Origin of the sequence: Arthrobacter sp. NPDC056493, from assembly GCF_042795115.1 — a bacterium.
Taxonomy (GTDB): Bacteria; Actinomycetota; Actinomycetes; order Actinomycetales; family Micrococcaceae; genus Arthrobacter.
Window position 1 is genome coordinate 14,990 of sequence record NZ_JBHTSL010000008.1, and the last position, 19,189, is coordinate 34,178.

General features: G+C 66.6%; 16 protein-coding genes. 5 read left to right on the top strand and 11 right to left on the bottom strand.

The window, feature by feature from the left end:
• Positions 1-108: 108 nt before the first annotated feature.
• The 9 genes from ACFQ50_RS05295 to ACFQ50_RS05335 all read right to left on the bottom strand — a co-directional run bounded on the left by ACFQ50_RS05295 (position 109) and on the right by ACFQ50_RS05335 (position 9,483).
• Positions 109-1,110: a sugar phosphate isomerase/epimerase family protein gene (locus ACFQ50_RS05295; RefSeq protein ID WP_377994461.1), complete on the bottom strand. Its 1,002-nt coding sequence runs from the start codon at positions 1,108-1,110 to the stop codon at positions 109-111.
• Positions 1,111-1,112: 2 nt separating this feature from the next.
• Positions 1,113-2,333, bottom strand: a complete 1,221-nt coding sequence (locus tag ACFQ50_RS05300) for a Gfo/Idh/MocA family protein (RefSeq protein ID WP_377994462.1) — start codon at positions 2,331-2,333, stop codon at positions 1,113-1,115.
• A gap of 9 nt (positions 2,334-2,342) precedes the next feature.
• Positions 2,343-3,470, bottom strand: coding sequence for a Gfo/Idh/MocA family protein (locus ACFQ50_RS05305; protein WP_377994463.1), 1,128 nt, complete (start codon positions 3,468-3,470; stop codon positions 2,343-2,345).
• On the bottom strand, positions 3,467-4,225 hold the full coding sequence (locus tag ACFQ50_RS05310; protein WP_377994464.1) for a sugar phosphate isomerase/epimerase family protein: 759 nt from the start codon (positions 4,223-4,225) through the stop codon (positions 3,467-3,469). The genes ACFQ50_RS05305 and ACFQ50_RS05310 overlap by 4 nt, the downstream gene beginning before the upstream one ends.
• A 62-nt stretch (positions 4,226-4,287) precedes the next feature.
• Positions 4,288-5,178, bottom strand: a complete 891-nt coding sequence (locus ACFQ50_RS05315) for a carbohydrate ABC transporter permease (RefSeq protein WP_377994466.1) — start codon at positions 5,176-5,178, stop codon at positions 4,288-4,290.
• Complete coding sequence (locus tag ACFQ50_RS05320; protein ID WP_377994467.1) at positions 5,178-6,158, bottom strand: carbohydrate ABC transporter permease; 981 nt, start codon at positions 6,156-6,158, stop codon at positions 5,178-5,180. The genes ACFQ50_RS05315 and ACFQ50_RS05320 overlap by 1 nt, the downstream gene beginning before the upstream one ends.
• Before the next feature lie 11 nt (positions 6,159-6,169).
• Complete coding sequence (locus ACFQ50_RS05325) at positions 6,170-7,489, bottom strand: ABC transporter substrate-binding protein (RefSeq protein ID WP_377994468.1); 1,320 nt, start codon at positions 7,487-7,489, stop codon at positions 6,170-6,172.
• A 96-nt stretch (positions 7,490-7,585) separates the two neighbouring features.
• Positions 7,586-8,398 carry a hypothetical protein gene (locus tag ACFQ50_RS05330; protein WP_377994469.1) on the bottom strand — a complete coding sequence of 271 codons (813 nt, stop codon included), beginning with the start codon at positions 8,396-8,398 and terminating at the stop codon, positions 7,586-7,588.
• Positions 8,395-9,483 carry a Gfo/Idh/MocA family protein gene (locus ACFQ50_RS05335; protein WP_377994470.1) on the bottom strand — a complete coding sequence of 363 codons (1,089 nt, stop codon included), beginning with the start codon at positions 9,481-9,483 and terminating at the stop codon, positions 8,395-8,397. Before ACFQ50_RS05335 ends, ACFQ50_RS05330 begins: the two co-directional genes overlap by 4 nt.
• A gap of 181 nt (positions 9,484-9,664) precedes the next feature.
• Between ACFQ50_RS05335 and ACFQ50_RS05340 the strand changes: the two genes are divergently transcribed.
• The 4 genes from ACFQ50_RS05340 to ACFQ50_RS05355 all read left to right on the top strand — a co-directional run bounded on the left by ACFQ50_RS05340 (position 9,665) and on the right by ACFQ50_RS05355 (position 14,167).
• Complete coding sequence (locus ACFQ50_RS05340; protein ID WP_377994471.1) at positions 9,665-10,888, top strand: ROK family transcriptional regulator; 1,224 nt, start codon at positions 9,665-9,667, stop codon at positions 10,886-10,888.
• A 78-nt stretch (positions 10,889-10,966) separates the two neighbouring features.
• Positions 10,967-12,061, top strand: a complete 1,095-nt coding sequence (locus ACFQ50_RS05345; protein ID WP_377994472.1) for a Gfo/Idh/MocA family protein — start codon at positions 10,967-10,969, stop codon at positions 12,059-12,061.
• A gap of 1 nt (position 12,062) precedes the next feature.
• On the top strand, positions 12,063-12,806 hold the full coding sequence (locus ACFQ50_RS05350; protein WP_377994473.1) for a ThuA domain-containing protein: 744 nt from the start codon (positions 12,063-12,065) through the stop codon (positions 12,804-12,806).
• 167 nt (positions 12,807-12,973) lie between these two features.
• Positions 12,974-14,167 carry a CynX/NimT family MFS transporter gene (locus ACFQ50_RS05355; RefSeq protein WP_377994474.1) on the top strand — a complete coding sequence of 398 codons (1,194 nt, stop codon included), beginning with the start codon at positions 12,974-12,976 and terminating at the stop codon, positions 14,165-14,167.
• Between the two features lie 207 nt (positions 14,168-14,374).
• Here the strand turns inward: ACFQ50_RS05355 and aceB are convergent, their stop codons facing one another.
• Together aceB and aceA are read right to left on the bottom strand one after the other, a co-directional pair.
• Positions 14,375-16,054: a malate synthase A gene (gene aceB / locus ACFQ50_RS05360; RefSeq protein ID WP_377994475.1), complete on the bottom strand. Its 1,680-nt coding sequence runs from the start codon at positions 16,052-16,054 to the stop codon at positions 14,375-14,377.
• A gap of 91 nt (positions 16,055-16,145) precedes the next feature.
• The gene (aceA, locus tag ACFQ50_RS05365; protein WP_377994476.1) at positions 16,146-17,489 is read right to left on the bottom strand and encodes an isocitrate lyase; all 1,344 of its coding nucleotides are present in this window, start codon (positions 17,487-17,489) and stop codon (positions 16,146-16,148) included.
• 163 nt (positions 17,490-17,652) lie between these two features.
• On the opposite strand from aceA, the gene ACFQ50_RS05370 reads away from it, so the two are divergent.
• Entirely contained in the window at positions 17,653-19,167 is a 1,515-nt protein-coding gene (locus tag ACFQ50_RS05370) for a helix-turn-helix domain-containing protein (RefSeq protein ID WP_377994477.1), read from the top strand.
• Positions 19,168-19,189 lie beyond the last annotated feature (22 nt).

Sequence of the window (19,189 nt, forward strand, 5' to 3'; positions counted from 1 at the left end):
GTGCTGGGGTGCATTTCCTTGGGCGGTCGGTGGTTTTTTTGTCCAGGTATCGGCCGAAAAAGGCACTTTTGCTCGCGATATCTGGACAAAAACTCCACTGGGAAGGGGTTAGTCTTTCGCGCTGAAGGCGGCGTCGAAGCTGGTCTGGGAGGCGGGGAAGTCGTACTTCTTGAGCGCGGCGAGGGCTTCGGGGGCGCCGTGGAGGCGGTCCATGCCGGCGTCCTCCCACTCGATGGAGATGGGGCCGTCGTAGCCGATCGCGGTCAGGGCGCGGAAGGAGGATTCCCACGGGACGTCGCCGCGGCCGGCGGAGACGAAGTCCCAGCCGCGGCGCGGGTCGCCCCAGGGCAGGTGCGAGCCCATCACGGTGTTCCGGCCGGTGGGTCGGAGCTTGGTGTCCTTGCAGTCGACGTGGTAGATCCGGTCCTTGAAGTCCCAGATGAAGGAGACGGGGTCGATGCCCTGCCACATGAAGTGGGATGGGTCCCAGTTCAGGCCGAACGCTTCGCGGTGGCCGATCGCTTCGAGGGTGCGGACGGTGGTCCAGTAGTCGTAGGCGATCTCGGACGGGTGGACTTCGTGGGCGAACTTCACGCCGTTTTCGTCGAAGACGTCCAGGATGGGGTTCCAGCGGTCGGCGAAGTCCTGGTAGCCGGCCTCGATGACTTTTTCGGGGACGGGCGGGAACATGGCGACGTACTGCCAGATGGAGGAGCCGGTGAAGCCGACGACAGTGTCCACGCCGAGGGCTTTGGCGAGCCGGGCGGTGTGTTTCATTTCCTCGGCTGCGCGTTGGCGGACGCCTTCGGGCTCACCGTCGCCCCAGACCTTGGATCCCACTATGGCTTCGTGGCGGAAGTCGATGGGGTCATCGCAGACGGCCTGGCCCTTGAGGTGGTTGGAGATGGCCCAGACCTTGAGGTTGTATTTGTCCAGGATGGCGAGTTTGGAGTCGACGTAGCCGGGTTCGTCCCAGCGCCAGGCGTCCAGGTGGTCTCCGGAGACGGCGATTTCCAGGCCGTCGTAGCCCCAGCCTGAGGCGAGCTTGGCGACTTCCTCGAAGGGGAGGTCGGCCCACTGGCCGGTGAACAGGGTGTACGGGCGGGGCATGGTCAGGCTCCTTCGGTTGCGGGGTTGGTCAGGGGTGCGGCGGCTGCGCCGGCGGGCTGGACGAGTTGGATGGTGGCGCTCTTCGCTGCCGCTGATTCCTCGACGGCGGCCAGGACGCGCTGCACGGCGAGGCCCTCCTCGAACGACGGCGACGGCGCGTCGCCGGTGCCGATCGCGGCCAGGAAGTCGCGGATCTCGTGCGTGAATGTGTGTTCCCAGCCGATGATGTGGCCCTGCGGCCACCACGCCTCCAGGTACGGGTGAACGGGTTCGTTGACCAGGATCCGGCGGAAGCCCTGCTCCCGCACGGGAACTGTGGCGTCCAGGAAGCCGAGTTCGTTCAGGTCCTCGAGGTCAAAGAGGATGGTGCCCTTCTCGCCGTAGATCTCCAGCTTCAGGGAGTTCTTCTGGCCGGTGGCCACCCGGGAGACTTCGACGGAGGCGATGGCCCCGGAGGCGAGGGACAGCGTGGCCCAGGCGGCGTCGTCGACCGTTACATCCTCTGGCCCGTGCTTTCCGGGCCGGACCGGGGTGAAGGTGTGCAGCCGGCCGGAGACTTCGGTGACGGCGTCTCCGAGGAGGAAGAGCACCTGGTCGATCGCGTGCGAGGCGATGTCCCCGAGGGCGCCGGACCCGGCGGTTTCCTTGTTCAGCCGCCAGGTCATGGGTGATTCCGCGTCGGCGAGCCAGTCCTGCAGGTAAGCCGCCCGGACGTGCCGCACGGTGCCGAGCCTGCCTTCGGCGATGAGTTCCCGGGCCAGGGCCAGGGCGGGCACGCGGCGGTAGTTGAACCCGACCATGGATTGCACCCCGCGTGCACGGGCGGCCTGGGCCGCGGCAGTCATGGCCTCGGCCTCGGCGAGGGTGTTGGCCAATGGCTTCTCCACGAGCACGTGCTTGCCCGCTTCGAGGGCGGCGATGGCGATCTCGGCGTGCATCCAGCCCGGGGCGCAGATGTCCACGATGTCGATGTCCTCCCGCTCCAGGACCGAACGCCAGTCCGTCGCGGACTCGGCCCAGCCATACTTGGCCGCGGCGGCGGCGACCTGGCCAGCGTCCCGGCCCACGAGCACTTTCTGCTCGAAGACCGGGACGTCGAAGTAGGACGCGACGTTCCGCCACGCGTTCGAGTGGGCCTTGCCCATGAAGGCATAGCCGATCATTGCCACACCCAAAGGGCGCTTGGCTCCCGGCGGGGTGCCGGGGGATTCGGAGGAAGTCATTGGTTGTTCCTAGAGGGTGGGGGCGGTGGGGTTCCAGTCCTCGGGGAGGGCTGCGGACGCGGGAGCGGAGCTTTCGACGTCGACGAACGTTCCCGATTCCATGGACTCGGAGATCGAGACCATGGTGTCCAGGACGTGGTAGGCGAGGTTGCCGGTGGCGCGGTGCGGAACGCCGGCGCGGATGGAGCGGGCCATGTCCAGCACGCCCATGCCGCGGCCGTTGGCCGGGCCGGTGGCAGGAACGGTGGTCCATTCCTCGTCGCCGGCGCGCCAGAGCCTGATGTCGCCGTCGAAAAAGTTCGGGTCCGGCAGGGAGAGGGTGGCCTCGGTGCCGGTGATCTCCACGAATCCCATCCGCAGGCGCGGCGACTCGAACGAGAACACGCTGTGCGAGGACTGGCCGCCCTCGAACTGGGCCATCGCCGAGACATGGGTGGGTACGTCCACGGTGAATTCCTCGCCGGCCTTGGGCCCGGAGCCGATGACGCGGACCTCCTTGGCCTTGGACCCGACGGCGGCCACCTTCCGGACCGACCCGAACGTCTGGACCAGGGCGGTGAGGTAGTACGGGCCCATGTCGAACAGCGGGCCGGCACCGTACTGGAACAGGAACGCCGGGTTCGGGTGCCAGGACTCCGGTCCGGGGGTCTGGAACGTGGTCATGGCGGTGAGCGGCGTGCCGATGTCGCCGCGTTCGATGAGCCGGCGTGCGGTTTGGAGCCCGGCGCCGAGGAACGTGTCCGGGGCGGTGCCGAGGCGGATGCCCGCGGCGTCGGCCGTCTTCAGCAGCCCCAGGCCTGATTCGCGGTCCAGCGAGAACGGCTTCTCGGTCCAGACGTGCTTGCCGGCGTTGACGGCGGCGGTGGCCACCTCCACGTGCGCGGCCGGGATGGTCAGATTGACGATGATTTCGACGTCGGGATGGTTCAGCGCGGCGTCCACGCCGCCCCACTCCGGGATGCCGTATTCCTTCGCGCGTGCCTCGGCGGCCTCTTCGAAGAGGTCAGCGATGACGAGGACCTTCAGGTCCGGGAAGATGGTCAGGTTGTCCAGGTACTGCTTGCTGATGTTGCCGGCGCCGATGACGCCGACGCCGACGGGCCCGCGGCCGCTTGCCGGAGTCTGGACAGCGCTCATGCCTTTGCCCCTTCGGTGGCCTGGGCGGAGTCGGAGTTCAGGAAGCTGAGCGACTGGGTGATGCCCTCGAAGATGTCCCCGGAGTAGTCGTCGAATTCGACCACGCCGACTTCCAGCGACTTTGCCGCACCGATGACGTCCCACACCGCGATCTTGCCCTGGCCGGCCGGCTGCTGGGCCTTGGTATCGGTGTTCAGCGGGCCGTCCTTGATGTGGATGAACTTCACCCGGTCACCCAGTTTGGTCAGGATCTCCACCGGATCCTGGCCGCCCACGGCAACCCAGTAGGTGTCCACTTCCAGGACCAGTTCCGGGTCAAGCAGCCCTTCGAAGTACTCCAGCGCCGTCTGGCCCTCGACGGTGGACTCCAGCTCCCAGGCGTGGTTGTGGTAGCCGACGCGGATCCCGTACTCGGCGCCCTTCTTGGCGGCCGCGTTGAGCTTGGCCGCGGTGGCCTGGATGTCCTCGGCCTTCTGCCAGTGCTCGGCGGGGAGGTACGGATCGATGACGGTGCTGATGCCGAGTTCCTTCGCGGCGGCGAAGATTTCGTCCTGGTCCTGGCTGAGCAGCGGTGCGTGGCCGGACGGGGCAGTGAGGCCGTTCTCCTTCAGCGCGGCACCCAGCTCCTTGGCCGTGGCCACGAAGTTGTAGGGCTCCACCTGCGTGAACCCGATCTCCGCCACCTTCTTGATGGTGCCGGGCAGGTCCTCCTGGATGGCGTTGCGCAGGGTGTACAGCTGGAGTGAGTAAGACATTTCGTTCCTTTGCGGGTTCTGTATGGGTTCGAAAAACGGTTGGGTTCGGTGAACGGAGGCGGCTAGCGGCCGGCGAGGGATCCGCCGATGCCGCCGACGCTGAAGTATTTGTTCAGGGCGGCGAAGACGATGACGGGCGGGAGCATCATGACGACGGCGAGGGCCATGACGCCGGACCAGTCGGTGTTGTTTTGCTGGAAGAAGGACTGCACGCCCATGGGCAGGGTGAAGATCTCGTTGGAGCGCAGGAACACGATCGCGACGAGGTAGTCGTTCCAGGCCAGCAGGAAGGCGAAGATCGCGGTGGAGAGCACGCCCGGCAGGGAGTTGCGGAGCACCACTTTGGTGAAGGAGCCGAAGACGGAGCAGCCGTCGATCCAGGAGGCTTCCTCGAGGCTGATGGGGATGGAATCGAAGTAGGCGGCCATCATCCAGGTGGCCACGGTCATGGTGGAGCCGACGTAGATGATGGTCAGGCCCATGAGGTTGTCCACGAGTCCCATGCCGGCGAACAGGATGAACAGCGGCACCACCGAGGTGATGATCGGCAGGGACTGCATGACGAACAGCAGCAGGGAGTAACCGGAGACGGCCTTGCTGCGCCCGCGGGAAAGGACGTACCCGGCCGGGGCTGCGACGGCGACGGAGACCACCACGGTGGAGAGTGTGGTGATCAGGCTGTTTTGCAGCCACGTTGCCGCCAGGGTCTTGGAGAAGACGTTGGCGAGGTTCTCAAACGTCAGTCCCGTGGCGGTGCTGTTGGGTCCCGGGGTGAAGGCCAGGAGCACCGTGACCAGGATGGGCACGAGGACGACGGCGGTGATGGCCAGGATCGCGGTGAAGCGCCACCAGCGTCCGCGCATGCCGGCTTCGGAGAGAGCGCGGCGGGGTTTGCCGGCGTCGACGCCGAGGGCAGGGCCGGTTTCGGGGTGGGCGTGGAGTACTGCGCTCATTATTCGACGCTCGACTTTCGGATCTGGCGGTAGAGGAGAACGGAGACGACCACGAGGGTGAGGGTCATGAGGAAGGCGATGGCGACGCCGGGGCCGGTGGCGAAGTCCTGGAAGACGGTGCGGTAGGCGAGGACGACGAGGGAGGTGGTGGCGTCCACGGGGCCGCCGCCGGTCAGCAGATAGATGGTGGGGAAGTCGTTGACGCAGAAGATCGTCATCAGGATCCAGCTGATGTAGGTGGAGCGGGCGATCAGCGGCAGGGTGATCTGGGTGAACTGCTGGAAGGGGGTGGCGCCGTCCATGCTGGCCGCTTCGTAGACAGTGCCGTCCACGGAAGCCAGGGCGGCGGAGATCATCATCATCATGAAGGGGAAGGACACCCAAACCTTGAAGATCATGACCATGACGGCGGCCAGGTTGGGGTCGGCGAGGAAGAGCGGGGTGCCCAGGCCGAGGTTGCGGAACAGGGACGGGATGAGGCTGTCCGGGGTGGCGACCAGCCAGTTCCAGGCGGTGGAGGACACCACGATAGGGACCACCCAGGGCAGGAGCAGGAGGACCTTGAAGGTGCCGCCGGCCGGAATCTTGGTGCGCAGCAGCAGGGCCAGGCCGAGGCCGACGAGCCAGGAGCCGAAGACGCCGACGATGGTGAACCACAGGGTGAACTGCGCGGCCTTCCAGAACGCGGGGGAGGACAGGACGGTGGCGAAGTTGTCGGCGCCGACGAAGTTGCCGGTCTGGATGAGGTTGCCGTCGTGGGTGGCCTGGACGCCGGCGTAGACCAGCGGGTAGCCGTGGATCAGGACGAGCAGGACCACGGAGGGGATCAGGAGCCAGAAGAACGTCCTGGTGGTTTGAGCCGAAAGCTTGCTCTTGCGGTTGCGGTTGGCGCCGGTGCTGCGGGACCCGCCCCCGGACCCGCCGGGCGCAAGGCCCCGGCGGGCCCGGGCCAGGCCGGACTGTGCAGTAGTGGAAGTCATGGCGGCAGGGCCTACTTCTTGATGGTGGACTTAAGCCCGGACTCGAACGCCTGCAGTGCTGTCTTGGCGTCGGTCTTGCCCGTGAGGATGGTCTGCGTGAGCTGGTTCAGGGCCTGGCCGCCGTCAAGGACCGCCAGATCGGCGCTGAGCGTGCTGCCCTGCGCCGCGAAGGTCTTTCCGATGGGCTGGTATTCCTTGACAATCTTGACGTTGTTCGGGTCCTGCGTGAACTCCGGCAGTTCGGTGATGGACTTGAACACCGGAAGTGCGTTCATCAGCTTCTTCTGCCACAGTTCCTTGATCTGGCCCAGGTAGTACACCAGGAACGCCTCCGAGGCCTCCTGCGACGGGGTGTTGGTGTACATCATGATGTTGTTGGGGAAGATCAGCGCGGCCTTGTCGCCGTGCGGTCCGGCCATGGGGCTGGCCACCACGATATCGCCGGACGTGTCGCCCACTCGCTCGGGAACACCCAGCGTCAGCATGCCGAACGCGGCCTTCTTGTCCTTCCACTGGGCGTTGAGGTTGTCCGTGGTGTAGCTGACGGCAGCGGGGTCGATGACGCCGTTGGAGACGAGCTCCAGCAGGAATTCGATGGCCTCGACGTTGCGGTCGTTCATGACATCCAGCTGGCCGTCCTTGGTGAAGACGCCGCCGCCGTTGTTGAGCATCATCATGATCATCAGGTGGTTGCCGATGTTGTTGCCGGCGCCGGAGCCGGTAGCGAATCCCACGGCACCGATGTTCTTCATCGCCTTGCCGGCCTCAAGGAGCGAAGCCCAGTCCTTCGGCACATCCACGCCGGCCTTCTCGAACAGGGACTTGCGGTACCAGAGCGGGCGGATGTCCAGCTGCCACGGAACTGCCACGTAGCCCTTGTCAGTCTTGAACGGTTCGAGCACTCCCGGCAGGAAATCATCGAACTGGCCGTTCTTCTTCAGCGCGTCAACCACCTTGTCCGCGTAGGCGATCTGGCCCTGCTGCTCGAACTGGAATGCCTGGAAGCCGCCGCCGGTGGAGACCGCCGGCCCGGTCTTGGACGCTACGGCGGAGGAGAACGTCTGGTAGAAGTTGTTCCACTGGATGAGCTGGTAGCTGGCCTTGCTGTTGGCTCCGGAGAACCCCTCGGTGATCTTCTTGGCGGCGTCGTTGTAGGCCGGCGTTGCCCACGGCATGTCCCAGAACTTGATCGCGCCGCCGGCGCCGCCGCCCTGGGAGGCCGAGCCGCCGCCGCACGCGGCCAGAAGCGGGACGGAGGCTGCGGCTGCGGCGAAGCCGAGGAATCCCCGGCGGGAAAAGGCGGAAGAAGCGACGGAGGATTTAGCAGACACGGTGTTTCCTTTCAGGCCCGGGCTGCTGAACGCCCGGTCCCTTCTCGACGATGAGTGGATTGTGCAGGTGTAGCGGAAATGCGGTGAGGCTGTTGTCTAACTGGTGAGCTGGCTGATGAGTGAGGTAACCGCGGTGAACCGTTCCAGGTCGTAGGCGGGGTCCCCCGAGGTGATGTGCGTGTGGATCCTGGACCAGCTGGTCCGGTGGGCCGATTCGTAGATGGTGGGGAGCGTCGTCGCCCCTTCTGCCATGACAGCGCGGACCTCGGCCGGCCACGCGGCTGCCGGGTCCGGCAGCACGACGTCGGCACGGCCAGTGGAGGTGAGAACGGTGATGCTTGCGGTGGCCGGCAACGACGACGTGATGATGCCCTGCAGCGCCGCGGGGGCTCCTCCGGGAAGGACGGCGGCCACGGTGTAGCCGTTGCCGCTGCGCTGGATCATCCGCGCGTTGCGCAGTTCGATTCCGGACTGCAGGACGGCGGAGAGCTGTTCTGCCAGCAGTTGCAGGGGGTCCGTGCCGGGCGGTGCCACGGCAACCGAGTCCATCAGCACGGCGTTGGCCAGTGCATCGGCAATGACGCCCTGCACGTTTGCGCGGGGTCCGGTGAGCACTGCATTTCCGGCCCAGCGCTGGTCGAGCACCACTGCCGCGCCTGAATCGGACGCGACGCCGGCCAGCAGGTCCACATCCTCGGGCACCGGCGAGGAGACGACGACGCCCCTGGCGCCGCTGCGGATCGCGTTGGCTGCCCGTCCGGTCCAGCCTGAATGGCCGGCGACGGCGACGACGTCGGAGGAACCGGCCTGGGCAGGAGCGAAGGACAGGGGAAGGGAGGCGGCGACGCCGGCCACGGACCCTGCCGTTTGGGCCTCCGGGTCGGCGTACAGGGACAGTTGGGTGCTCATGCGTTGACCTCCTTGCCTGCGGCGACCCTGCCGTCGCCGTCGTCAACGAGGCTGACGGCAGCGTCGGCAATTGACAGGGCGAATTCCAGGTCGTGGATCAGTGTTTCGGCCGACGGCGGCTGTCCCGTTCCGCGGGCCAGCTCGGCGAGTTTGCGCCATTCGCCTTCGTAGCCGTTGTGGCCGTAAGGGCCAAGGACCAGGGTCTGCCCGCCCCTTCGGATCTGCGCTGCCGCGGAGCCCGCGTGCACATACGACGGCGTGAAGTCGATCTTCAGGGCGGCGTCGTTGCCGATGGCTTCGAACACCCAGGACGGCTCCCATGTGCCATTCATGGCCGCGCGCAGCTCGATGCTCACGGCCCCCGCACGCAGCGAGATGACATAGCCGAAAGGTTGCGCGATTTCGGCGTGCAGAACCTCCACGGACGCAAAGTCGGGGGTGAAGCGCCGGACGAGGGGAAGATCATGGATGGCCAGGCCCATCACACCGCCCTGGAGCATGGCCTTGATGACCTCGGGGTCCGTGGCGTCCCGCTCCGGCATGGGAACCCGGCCCACGATCTCGGTGGCGAAGTCCTCAAAGCGGGGGTTGGGCGGCAGGACGATGGAGGAACGGATGGTGTGCACCTGCTCCGGCAGATCCTCCCAGGCCGCCTCGGCCGCGAGCCAGCCCGGGTCGAAGGTGTGCATCGCGCCAACGATGATGGGAACGCCGGTTTCGGCCGAGACGGCGGAGATGCCGGCTGCCTCCTCGCCGGTCATCGCGAAGGGTTTCTCGCACAGCACCGCCTTCTTGCCCGCGCGGCAGCATGCGATGACCTGGGCGGCATGGAACTGGTGCGGGCTGCAGATGGCGACAATGTCCACGCCGGGATCGGCCAGCAGTTCCTCCATGCTGGTGCTGAAGCGTGCGCCGACCCTGCCCGCCACGGATTCGGCAACGGCCGGATCCACGTCCATGATGTGGCGCACCTCCAGGATGTCGGTGAGTCTGGCCAGGGACGGAAGATGGATCGCCTGGGTGACAGGCCCCGCGCCCAGGATGCCGACGCCAAGGGGCGCCCCTGATTGGTACTGGCTCGACAAGGTCTTTACCTCTTTGTAATCGCCGGAAAAAGCTCTGCCCGCCGCACCCGGTGCTAGCACGTGATGCGTCTCACAGCCCAACCTAGAACCACTTTTGCCGACCGTCAAGCAAAAGTTAGAAAGTTATCGACATTCTTTTTGTCCTGTGACACTCAGAAGCATTCGTGCTATCACTGAAGCCATGAGTCCACGAACGGATAATGGCCAGACGGCGGAGCCGGTTTCCGCCGAGGGTGCAGGCAGCCTGTCCCGCGCCGGCGACCTCTTTCAGCTGCTCCGCGACGGCAAGGCACGCACCCGGGCTGAACTGGCGCTGACCACGGGACTCGCCCGCTCCACGGTGGCGTCCCGCATTGATGCGCTGATTGCCTCCGGACTGGTGGGCCCCGCAGGTGAGGCGACATCGAGCGGCGGCAGGCCGCCGTCGCGCTTTGCCTTCAAGCCGGCCGCCCGGGCAGTGCTGGCCGTGGACGTCGGAGCCACCCACGTGATCATCGCAGTCACTGACCTGGGCGGAAACATCCTCAGCGAGCGGCGACTGGCCCAGGATGTTGCCGAGGGGCCAGAGGCAGTGCTGGGGCGGATCGCCACCGAGGCGACGTCTCTGCTGGCGGAGACCGGACGGACCACGGAAGACCTGGCCGGCGTCGGAATCGGCCTGCCGGGCCCCGTGGAGCATGCCACCGGCATGCCGGTGAAGCCGCCCATCATGCCGGGCTGGGACGGCTTCGACGTGGTCAGCTACGTCCAGCGCTCGTTCCCCGTCCCGGTGCTGGTGGACAACGACGTGAACATCATGGCGCTGGGTGAACGCACGGCGCACTGGCCGGAGCACGACAACTTCCTGTTCATCAAGGTGGCCACGGGCATCGGTGCCGGCATCATCAGCAACGGGGAACTGCAGCGCGGCGCCAACGGCACCGCCGGCGACCTGGGCCACGTCCGCGTGCCCAGGGGCGACGACGTCCTTTGCAGGTGCGGCAACTACGGCTGCCTTGAAGCGCTCGCGTCCGGTCCTGCCGTGGCGCGGGCACTGGCGGTGCAGGGTGTTGAGGCAGAGAGCGGGACGGACGTCCTTCGACTGGTGGCCGGGGGCAACCTGCAAGCCATCCAGGCGCTCCGCCAGGCCGGCCGTGATGTGGGCGATGTGCTCGCCACGGTGGTGAACCTCCTCAATCCCTCCGTCATTGTCATTGGCGGAAGCCTGGGCCAGGCCGGCGAGCACCTCATGGCGGGCGTGCGCGAAGTGGTCTACCGCAGGTCGCTGCCGCTCGCCACCACCCACCTGCGCATTGGCCTGTCCATGGCCGGTGACAAGGCGGCCGTGCTGGGAGCGAGCCAAATGGTCACCCAGCACGTGCTGTCCCCGACGGTCCTCGAAGCCACGCTGCAGGCTACGGGCTAGCCGCCGCCGGCCACGGGGGAGCCGCGCCGCCCACGGAAGACCAGCTTTCACATCCAAGCGAAAACGGAGTCTTGAACATTGAGCACGCAGAAAAATACGCCCCTGAGGGTTGGCGTCGCGGGGATCGGCTGGGCCGGCCAGCAGCACATCGAGGCCTACAAGAAGATCGACGGCGTGGAACTCGTCGCGGTCGCCGCGATGGAAGAGGACCTGCTTGGGAAAATCAAGGCTGAGTACAGCGTCCCCCACACGTTTGCCCGCTGGGAGGACCTGATCGAATTGGACGGGCTCGACGCCGTCAGCGTTGCCGTGCCGACCTTCCTGCACGCCCCCATCGCCGTCGCCGCCCTGGACCGCGGCCTGCACGTCCTTAGCGAAAAGCCGCTGGCGCGCAACGGCGAGGAAGGCCTCCAGATGGTGGAGGCCGCGCGGAAGGCCGGCCGCGTCCTGGACGTGGCCTTCAACCACCGCCGCCGCGGCGACATCCAAAAGCTGAAAGGCATCATCGACGCCGGCGAACTTGGCCGGCCGTACTACGCCAAGGCGTCCTGGCTCCGCCGGCAGGGGATCCCCATGCTGGGCAGCTGGTTCACCAACCCCGCGCTGGCAGGCGGTGGACCGCTAGCCGACATCGGCGTTCACGTCCTGGACTATGCCCTGCACCTGCTGGGAGAACCCCGGGTCCTCTCCGTCTCGGCGTCGACCCATTCCGAGCTGGGCCCCCGTGGCCTGGGCGGCAACGCCCGTTACACCGCCATGAAGTCCTCCCACAAATTTGAGGTGGAGGACTTCGCCTCGGCGTTCATCCGGCTTGAAGGCGGCGGCACGCTGATCCTCGAAGCCGGCTGGGCAGCCTACCGCGACGAGGAGGACCTGATGGACTTCACCGTCTACGGCACCGACGGCGGAGCGGAACTCCGCGCCGTCGGCGCCTCCAACGTCCCCGTGGCCGATGTCCGGATCTTCAAGGAGAAGGACGGCGAGAACGCCGACTACGTGGTGGTGGCGGAGCCGGGCCGGGCGCACCAGGCCGTGGTGGAGGACTTCGTGGACGCCGTCCGCGGCGGCGAAACAGTGTGGGGAGCCCATGACGGCTCGCTCGCCCTGACCCGTGCCCTGGTGCTCGACGCCTGCTACAAATCCGCCCTCGAACAGCGCGAAGTGAGGCTCTGACATGACCGAAAAACTCAACATCCTGGTCTGGAACGAAGGCGTCCATGAGGCGAACAACCAGCCGGAGACCATGGCCGGAATGTACCCCACCGGCATTCACGGCGCCGTCGCGGACGGACTGAGGGGCTTCTACCCGGAGTCCGGCATCACCACGGCCACGCTGGCGGATCCGGAACACGGGCTCTCCGAGGAAACCCTCGCCGCCACCGACGTGCTCCTCTGGTGGGGGCACGTGGCCCACGGCGATGTCAGCGACGAGGTGGTGGAGAGGGTACAGCGCCACGTCCTGGGCGGGATGGGCCTGATCGTCCTGCACTCCGGGCACTTCGCCAAGATCTTCACCAAACTGCTGGGCACGACGTGCTCGCTGAAGTGGCGGAACGAGGGCGAACGGGAACTCGTGTGGACTGTGAAGCCCTCGCACCCGATTGCGGCCGGCGTCGAAAGCCCCATCGTGATCCCGAAGCAGGAGATGTACGGCGAGCTCTTCGACATCCCCGAGCCGGACGACCTCATCTTCATCAGCTCCTTCGAGGGCGGCGAGGTGTTCCGCTCCGGCGTGACCTTCACGCGCGGGAAGGGCCGGATCTTCTACTTCAGCCCGGGCGACCAGGAATACCCCGTGTACCACCAGCCGCAGATCCAGCAGGTGATCGCCAACGGTGTGGGCTGGGTGGCGCAGCCGGGCCGGTTCCGCGAGGCACCGGGCGTCAGCAACGCTCCCCGCGACTGGTTCGTGAGCTGACCGGCCCTTCCCTCAGCGCGAACGTACACTTGCGGCCCCTTCACTGAGCGCGAACGGACACTTGGGGCCCTGCGGGCGCCGTTTTTCCAACGTTTTAGGCCCCGCGTGATAGCAATGAAGGTGATGAAACCCCTTGCCCGCTTCCAGCAGCCTGAAGTCCGCGCCCTATGAGGGACACGATCGGAACGAGGGTTCCCCGCAGCTGGATCCTGCTCGCGTGCATCGGCCTCATTGCGCTGAACATGCGGGGCCCCTTTGTGGCGGTGGCACCGGTACTGGGCCCGATGCAGCAGGAACTGGGGTTCTCGCCCGTTGAGCTGGGCCTGCTGACCGGGATTCCGGTGCTTTGCTTCTCGCTCGCGGCGCCCCTTGCCTCGCTTGCCGGGCGCCGGCTCGGCGCGGAACTGGCCATCACCCTCACGCTCGCGGGCGTCCTGGCCGGCGTGGCGGTCCGTTCGGCCGGCGGCGGCGCGATGGTGATGGCGGGGACGGTCATCCTGGGCCTGGCCATCACCGTGGGCAACATCGCGGTGCCGCTGATCATCCGCCGGGACTTCTCGCCGCGGCGCCAGGGAACGGCCATGGGCATCTACACTGCTGCCCTGAACGTCGGCTCGTTCGTTACGTCCGTGGTCACGGCGCCGCTGGCCGAGCTGGCCGGCTGGCGGGCTGCCATTGCGGCCTCTGCCGCCTTCGCCATCGCAGCCGTCGGCTTCTGGGTTTTCGCGTCCGGCCGCCGGGCCTTCCTTCCCGCGGCCGAAGACGGTGCGGGCGGCCCGCCGGCAGCCGGCCGCCCGGCGTCGCGCTGGATCACTGTGGGGCTGACGGTCGGTTTCGCCGGCCAGGCCATTTCCTATTACGGCGTGACCGCCTGGCTGCCCACCTTGCTTTCCGATGAGCTCGGCATGACGCCGGCAGCCGCAGGGGCGGGCTCCTCCCTGTTCCAGATCATGGCCATCGCCGGTGGCCTGGGGGTGCCGCTTGTGGCCCGTTTCATGAGTACGACGGCGGTGGCGGTCACCCTGGGTGCCCTGTGGCTGACCGTTCCGCTGGGGCTGCTGTTCGTTCCCCAGCTGTGGTGGCTGTGGTCTTCGCTCGGGGGAGTGGCGCAGGGCGGCGGCATCACGCTCATCTTCATCGCCATCATCAAGCTCGCCCGGGACCAGGCCTCCGCGGGCCGGATGTCGGGGGTCGTCCAGGGCGTGGGCTACGGCGTCGCGGCGCTGGCTCCGACCGTGGTGGGCTACGTCCACAGCGCCTCGGGCACCTGGTCCGTCCCCCTCCTGGTGATCCTCGGCTCGGTGCTGGCGTTCTCCATCTCAACGACTCTCTCCGTGCGGAAGGTGCCCCGCCAGCGCTAGGCGCGGTCCCGCCGTCGTACATTCCCTAAACCCCAAGCGCGAACTGGCAGCTAACGCCCTCAAACCTGCATTTTCGGGTCATTATCTGCCAGTTCGCGCTTCAAGGTGGGTTCCGCTGCCGGGCTGCCTCCCCGGATTTCGGGGGTGCTGTTGCGAAGGCGTGACAGCCCGGCGGGCGGAAATTTGTGCTGGCTCTGGCTGCGGCGCCTAGGCGGCGACGAGCTCGTCCTCGATGGCCTCGGCCGTGGCGTCGATGCCCTCCCGGGCTTCGTGCAGGTACCGGGCGTAGGCGGGAACCGTCAGGAAGCTGGGGAACTTGTCGCTCAGCGTGACCTCCTCGAAGATGTCACGCGCATCGGCAAAGCGGTCGCCGTCGAAGCGCTCCAGCCGGGCGAACTCCTCGTCCAGCATCTCCTCCACCCATTCCCGGCTGATGATTTCGCCGTGGTCCGTGATGGCGCGGGAGTAGATCCACTGCCACAACTGTGAGCGGGAGATTTCCGCGGTGGCGGCGTCCTCCATCAGGTTGTGGATGGCGACTGCGCCGTTGCCGCGCAGCCAGGACTCGATGTAGCGGATGCCCACCTCGATGTTGTTCCGGATGCCCTGCTCGGTGATGGTTCCCTGTGTGGCAGCCACGTTGATGAGGGCGCGGTCGTCCGGGGTAACGTCTTCCCGCAGTCGGTCCAGCTGGTTGGGACGGTCACCGAGGACGCCGTCGAACACCTCGCGGCACACGGGGACCAGGTCCGGGTGTGCCACCCAGGAACCGTCGAAGCCGTCGGCTGCCTCGCGGGTCTTGTCCGCGCGGACCTTTTCGAAGGCGTTGGCGTTGGCGGCCTCGTCCTTGCGGTTGGGAACGGCGGCGGCCATGCCGCCGATGGCCATGGCGCCGCGCTTGTGGCAGGCGCGCACCAGCTGTTCGGTGTAGGCCCGCATGAACGGAGCGGTCATGGTCACCTGGCCGCGGTCCGGCAGGACGAAACGCGGGCCGCGGGTGCGGAAGTTCTTGATGAGGGAGAAGATGTAGTCCCAGCGGCCGGCGTTCAGGCCGGCGGCGTGGTCCCGCAGCTCAAACAGGATCTCCTCCATCTCGAACGAGGCCGTGATGGTTTCGATCAGAACCGTGGCGCGGATGGTGCCCTGCGAGATGCCGAGCAGGTCCTGGGCCAGGATGAAGATGTCGTTCCAGAGGCGGGCTTCGAGGTGGTTCTCGATCTTGGGCAGGTAGAAGTACGGGCCCTTGCCCTGCGCCAGGAGGCGGCGGGCGTTGTGGAAGAAGTACAGGCCGAAGTCCACGATGCCGCCGGCGATTGGTTCGCCGTTGATCAGCATGTGCTTCTCCGGCAGGTGCCAGCCACGGGGCCGCACCACGATGGTGGGCAGCTCCTCTGCCGGGCGGAGCTTGTAGGCCTTGCTGTTATGTCCGTCGGTTGAAGTGAAGTCGATCCGGCGCTCCAGCGCGTCCGTGAGGTTCAGCTGGCCCTGGATGACGTTGCGCCACGACGGCGTGGAGGAGTCCTCCATGTCCGCGAGCCACACCTTGGCGCCGGAGTTCAGGGCGTTGATGGTCATCTTCTTATCCACCGGCCCGGTGATCTCGACCCGGCGGTCCTCCAGGCCCGGTGCCGGGGGAGCGACGCGCCAGTGCGGATCATTGCGCACGGACTCGGTCTCCCGCAGGAAGCGCGGATCCTGGCCCCTGGCGATGTCCTCCCGCCGCGCCCGCCGGGCCCGCAGCAGTTCCTCGCGCCGCCCGGCGGTTGCCTTGTGCAGCTTTGCAACGAAGGCGAGTGCGTCGGGGGTCAGGACCTCGCCCTGCCGGCAGATGGGCTGAGCGGTCAACGTGATCCCGTTGATAGTGAAGTTGTCAGTGAAGCTGTTCATGTCAGATCTCCTTGGAAGCCCCAACTGACTGGCAGTAGATGTCGTTTTGAGGGCTCAAAACGACATCTACTGCGATCTAGTTGGGAAAGTATTAGTGGAACTGGCCTTCTTCTGTGGATCCCACGAGAGCCAATGTGGATGCGTTCGGGTTGAGCGCAGTTGCGATGTCGTCGAAGTAGCCGGTGCCGACTTCGCGCTGGTGCTTGGTTGCGGTGTAGCCGCGGGACTCGGAGGCGAATTCCCTCTCCTGGAGCTCGACGTAGGCGCTCATGCCTTCACGGGCGTAGCCGTGGGCGAGGTCGAACATCGAGTAGTTCAGGGCGTGGAAGCCGGCCAGGGTGATGAACTGGAACGTGAAGCCCATGGCGCCGAGTTCGCGCTGGAACTTGGCGATGGTGGCGTCGTCCAGGTGCTTGCGCCAGTTGAACGACGGCGAGCAGTTGTAGGAGAGCATCTGGTCCGGGAACTCGGCCTTGACGGCTTCGGCGAACTTGCGTGCCAGTTCCAGGTCCGGAGTTCCGGTCTCCATCCAGATGAGGTCGGAGTACGGGGCGTAGGCCTTGGCGCGGGCGATGCAGGGTTCGATGCCGTTGCGGACCTTGTAGAAGCCCTCCGGGGTGCGGACCGGCTGTCCGCCTTCGCGGAGGATGAATTCCTGGTCGCGTTCGTCGACGTCGGAGGTAATCAGGGTGGCTGCCTCGGCGTCGGTGCGGGCGATGACGACGGACGGGGTGCCGGCGACGTCGGCGGCCAGGCGGGCCGCGTTCAGGGTCCGGACATGCTGCTGGGTGGGGATCAGGACCTTGCCGCCGAGGTGGCCGCACTTCTTCTCGGAGGCGAGCTGGTCCTCCCAGTGAACACCTGAGGCGCCGGCCTGGATCATGGACTTCATGAGCTCGTACGCGTTCAGCGGACCGCCGAAGCCGGCCTCGGCGTCGGCGACGATCGGGACCAGCCAGTCCTCAACAGTCTGGATGCCCTCGGAGAACTCGATCTGGTCCGCGCGGAGCAGTGCGTTGTTGATGCGGCGGACCACGGTGGGAACCGAGTTGGCCGGGTACAGCGACTGGTCCGGGTAGGTGTGGCCGGAGTTGTTGGCGTCCGCGGCGACCTGCCAGCCGGAAAGGTAGATGGCGCGCAGGCCCGCCTTGACCTGCTGCACGGCCTGGTTGCCGGTCAGCGCGCCCAGGGCGTTGGTGTACTTGCCGGTCTTGTGCTCCTCGGTGAGCTGCTTCCACAGCTTCTCGGAGCCGCGCTTGGCCAAGGTGTGCTCTTCGGAGACACGGCCGCGGAGGCGGACGACGTCGGCGGCTGAGTAGTCCCGAGTGACGCCTTCCCAGCGCGGGTTGGCAGCCCACTCGAGCTCCAGTGCGGCGGCCTGCGCTGTTGTGTCCTGGCCGGACGGCTGCTGGGTGGGCTCAAATGCTGCAGTCATCATTGTCTCCTTGTTAGCTCCCGGGCCATTCCGGGGGTTCTGGTTCCGGGCCGGCCGTTCCTGCGCCTTTGCAGGTCCGGCCAGTTTCCGGAGGGGTTTTCCTTCGTGACACCTACTTTTCTGCACTTCCAAAGCGCTTTCTAGAGGAAAAAGCTGGAAAGAAATGCATTTCTTCACGTATTCTTCAGAAATGTCGCCTTCAAGCTGGAACAGGGAAGTTTCGCAGCCGCCGTCGTCCTCGCCGTCGGCGGAACTGGACGTGATTGCGCTGGGCCGCCGGGTGCGCCACCTGCGCAAGCAGGCCGGCCTGACGCTCGATGACCTGAGCGCCGCCGTCGGGACCGCACCGAGCCAGCTGAGCCTCATTGAGAACGGCAAGCGGGAACCAAAACTCGGGCTGCTGCAGCACCTTGCCGGGGTGCTCGGCGTCGGCCTTGACCAGCTGCTGGGGGCCGAGCCGCCCAGCCGCCGGGCGGGCCTGGAAATCGAGCTCGAACGCTACCAGCGCGGACCACTCTATGAGTCACTGAACCTGCCCAAAATCCGCATCAGCTCGCGGTTGCCGATAGATGTGCTGGAGGCCCAGGTGGGGCTGCTGCAGGAGCTCGAACGGAAGATGAACGAGCAGGTGGCAACGCCGGAGGAAGCCCGCCGCGCGAACGGTGAACTGCGGGCCATGATGCGTGAACGCGGCAACTATTTTCCGGAGTACGAGGCCGAGGCGCAGAAGGTTCTCAAGGAGGTGGGTTACACCGCCGGGCCGTTGAGCCAGCACGTGATCGCAGACATCGCAGAGCACCTCGGATTCACCCTCCATCACGTGGGCGACCTGCCGCATTCCACGCGTTCGGTGACCGATTTGAAGAACCGCAAAATTTATCTGACGCAGAGCGAGCGGCAGGACCACGACCCCCGCTCCGTGCTGCTGCAGGCACTGGGCCACTACGTCCTGGGGCATGAAACGCCCCGCAACTACGGCGATTTCCTGGCCCAGCGGGTGGCCACGAACTATTTTGCGGCGGCGCTCCTGCTGCCGGAGCAGGCCACCGTGGAATTTCTGCAAAAAGCCAAGGCAGCGAAGGAGATCGCGGTGGAGGACATCCGGGACGCGTTCGCTGTGTCCTACGAAACCGCGGCCCACCGCTTCACCAACCTGGCCACCAGGCACCTGGGCATCACCACCCATTTTCAGAAGACCCACCAGAGCGGGATCATCTACAAGGCTTACGAGAACGACGGCGTGAACTTCCCGCAGGACCATACGGGGGCGATCGAGGGGCAGCCGTCCTGCAAGGCGTGGACGTCCCGCGCCGTGTTCGATGTGCCGGACAAGTTCAGCGCCTACAGCCAGTACACGGACACTCCGTCCGGCACGTACTGGTGCACGGCACGCACGGACAGGTCGGCCACGGGGCAGTTCTCGCTGAGCATCGGGGTCCCGTACCAGCACGTGAAGTGGTTCCGTGGACGCGAGACGACGGCCCGGGCAACGTCCAACTGCCCGGATCCCAACTGCTGCAAGCGCCCGCCGGCCGCGCTGACATCCGAGTGGGCCGGCAACGCATGGCCCTCGGCCCGCGCCCACTCCCACCTGCTCGCGGCCATGCCCCCGGGTGCCTTCCCCGGCGTGGACGAGACCGAGGTGTACACGTTCCTGCAGGCCCACTCGGGGAGCTGACCCGGACGCGCCTGCAGATCCT

What these genes read in the sequence shown, in the direction of transcription:
- ACFQ50_RS05350 (WP_377994473.1), top strand. Translation starts at nt 12,063, where the DNA reads ATGACCGAAAAACTCAACATCCTGGTCTGGAACGAAGGCGTCCATGAG.
- ACFQ50_RS05370 (WP_377994477.1), top strand. Translation starts at nt 17,653, where the DNA reads ATGCATTTCTTCACGTATTCTTCAGAAATGTCGCCTTCAAGCTGGAAC.
- ACFQ50_RS05355 (WP_377994474.1), top strand. Translation starts at nt 12,974, where the DNA reads ATGAGGGACACGATCGGAACGAGGGTTCCCCGCAGCTGGATCCTGCTC.
- ACFQ50_RS05320 (WP_377994467.1), bottom strand. Translation starts at nt 6,158, where the DNA reads ATGACTTCCACTACTGCACAGTCCGGCCTGGCCCGGGCCCGCCGGGGC.
- ACFQ50_RS05315 (WP_377994466.1), bottom strand. Translation starts at nt 5,178, where the DNA reads ATGAGCGCAGTACTCCACGCCCACCCCGAAACCGGCCCTGCCCTCGGC.
- ACFQ50_RS05295 (WP_377994461.1), bottom strand. Translation starts at nt 1,110, where the DNA reads ATGCCCCGCCCGTACACCCTGTTCACCGGCCAGTGGGCCGACCTCCCC.
- aceB (WP_377994475.1), bottom strand. Translation starts at nt 16,054, where the DNA reads ATGAACAGCTTCACTGACAACTTCACTATCAACGGGATCACGTTGACC.
- ACFQ50_RS05340 (WP_377994471.1), top strand. Translation starts at nt 9,665, where the DNA reads ATGAGTCCACGAACGGATAATGGCCAGACGGCGGAGCCGGTTTCCGCC.
- ACFQ50_RS05310 (WP_377994464.1), bottom strand. Translation starts at nt 4,225, where the DNA reads ATGTCTTACTCACTCCAGCTGTACACCCTGCGCAACGCCATCCAGGAG.
- ACFQ50_RS05330 (WP_377994469.1), bottom strand. Translation starts at nt 8,398, where the DNA reads ATGAGCACCCAACTGTCCCTGTACGCCGACCCGGAGGCCCAAACGGCA.
- ACFQ50_RS05305 (WP_377994463.1), bottom strand. Translation starts at nt 3,470, where the DNA reads ATGAGCGCTGTCCAGACTCCGGCAAGCGGCCGCGGGCCCGTCGGCGTC.
- ACFQ50_RS05300 (WP_377994462.1), bottom strand. Translation starts at nt 2,333, where the DNA reads ATGACTTCCTCCGAATCCCCCGGCACCCCGCCGGGAGCCAAGCGCCCT.
- aceA (WP_377994476.1), bottom strand. Translation starts at nt 17,489, where the DNA reads ATGACTGCAGCATTTGAGCCCACCCAGCAGCCGTCCGGCCAGGACACA.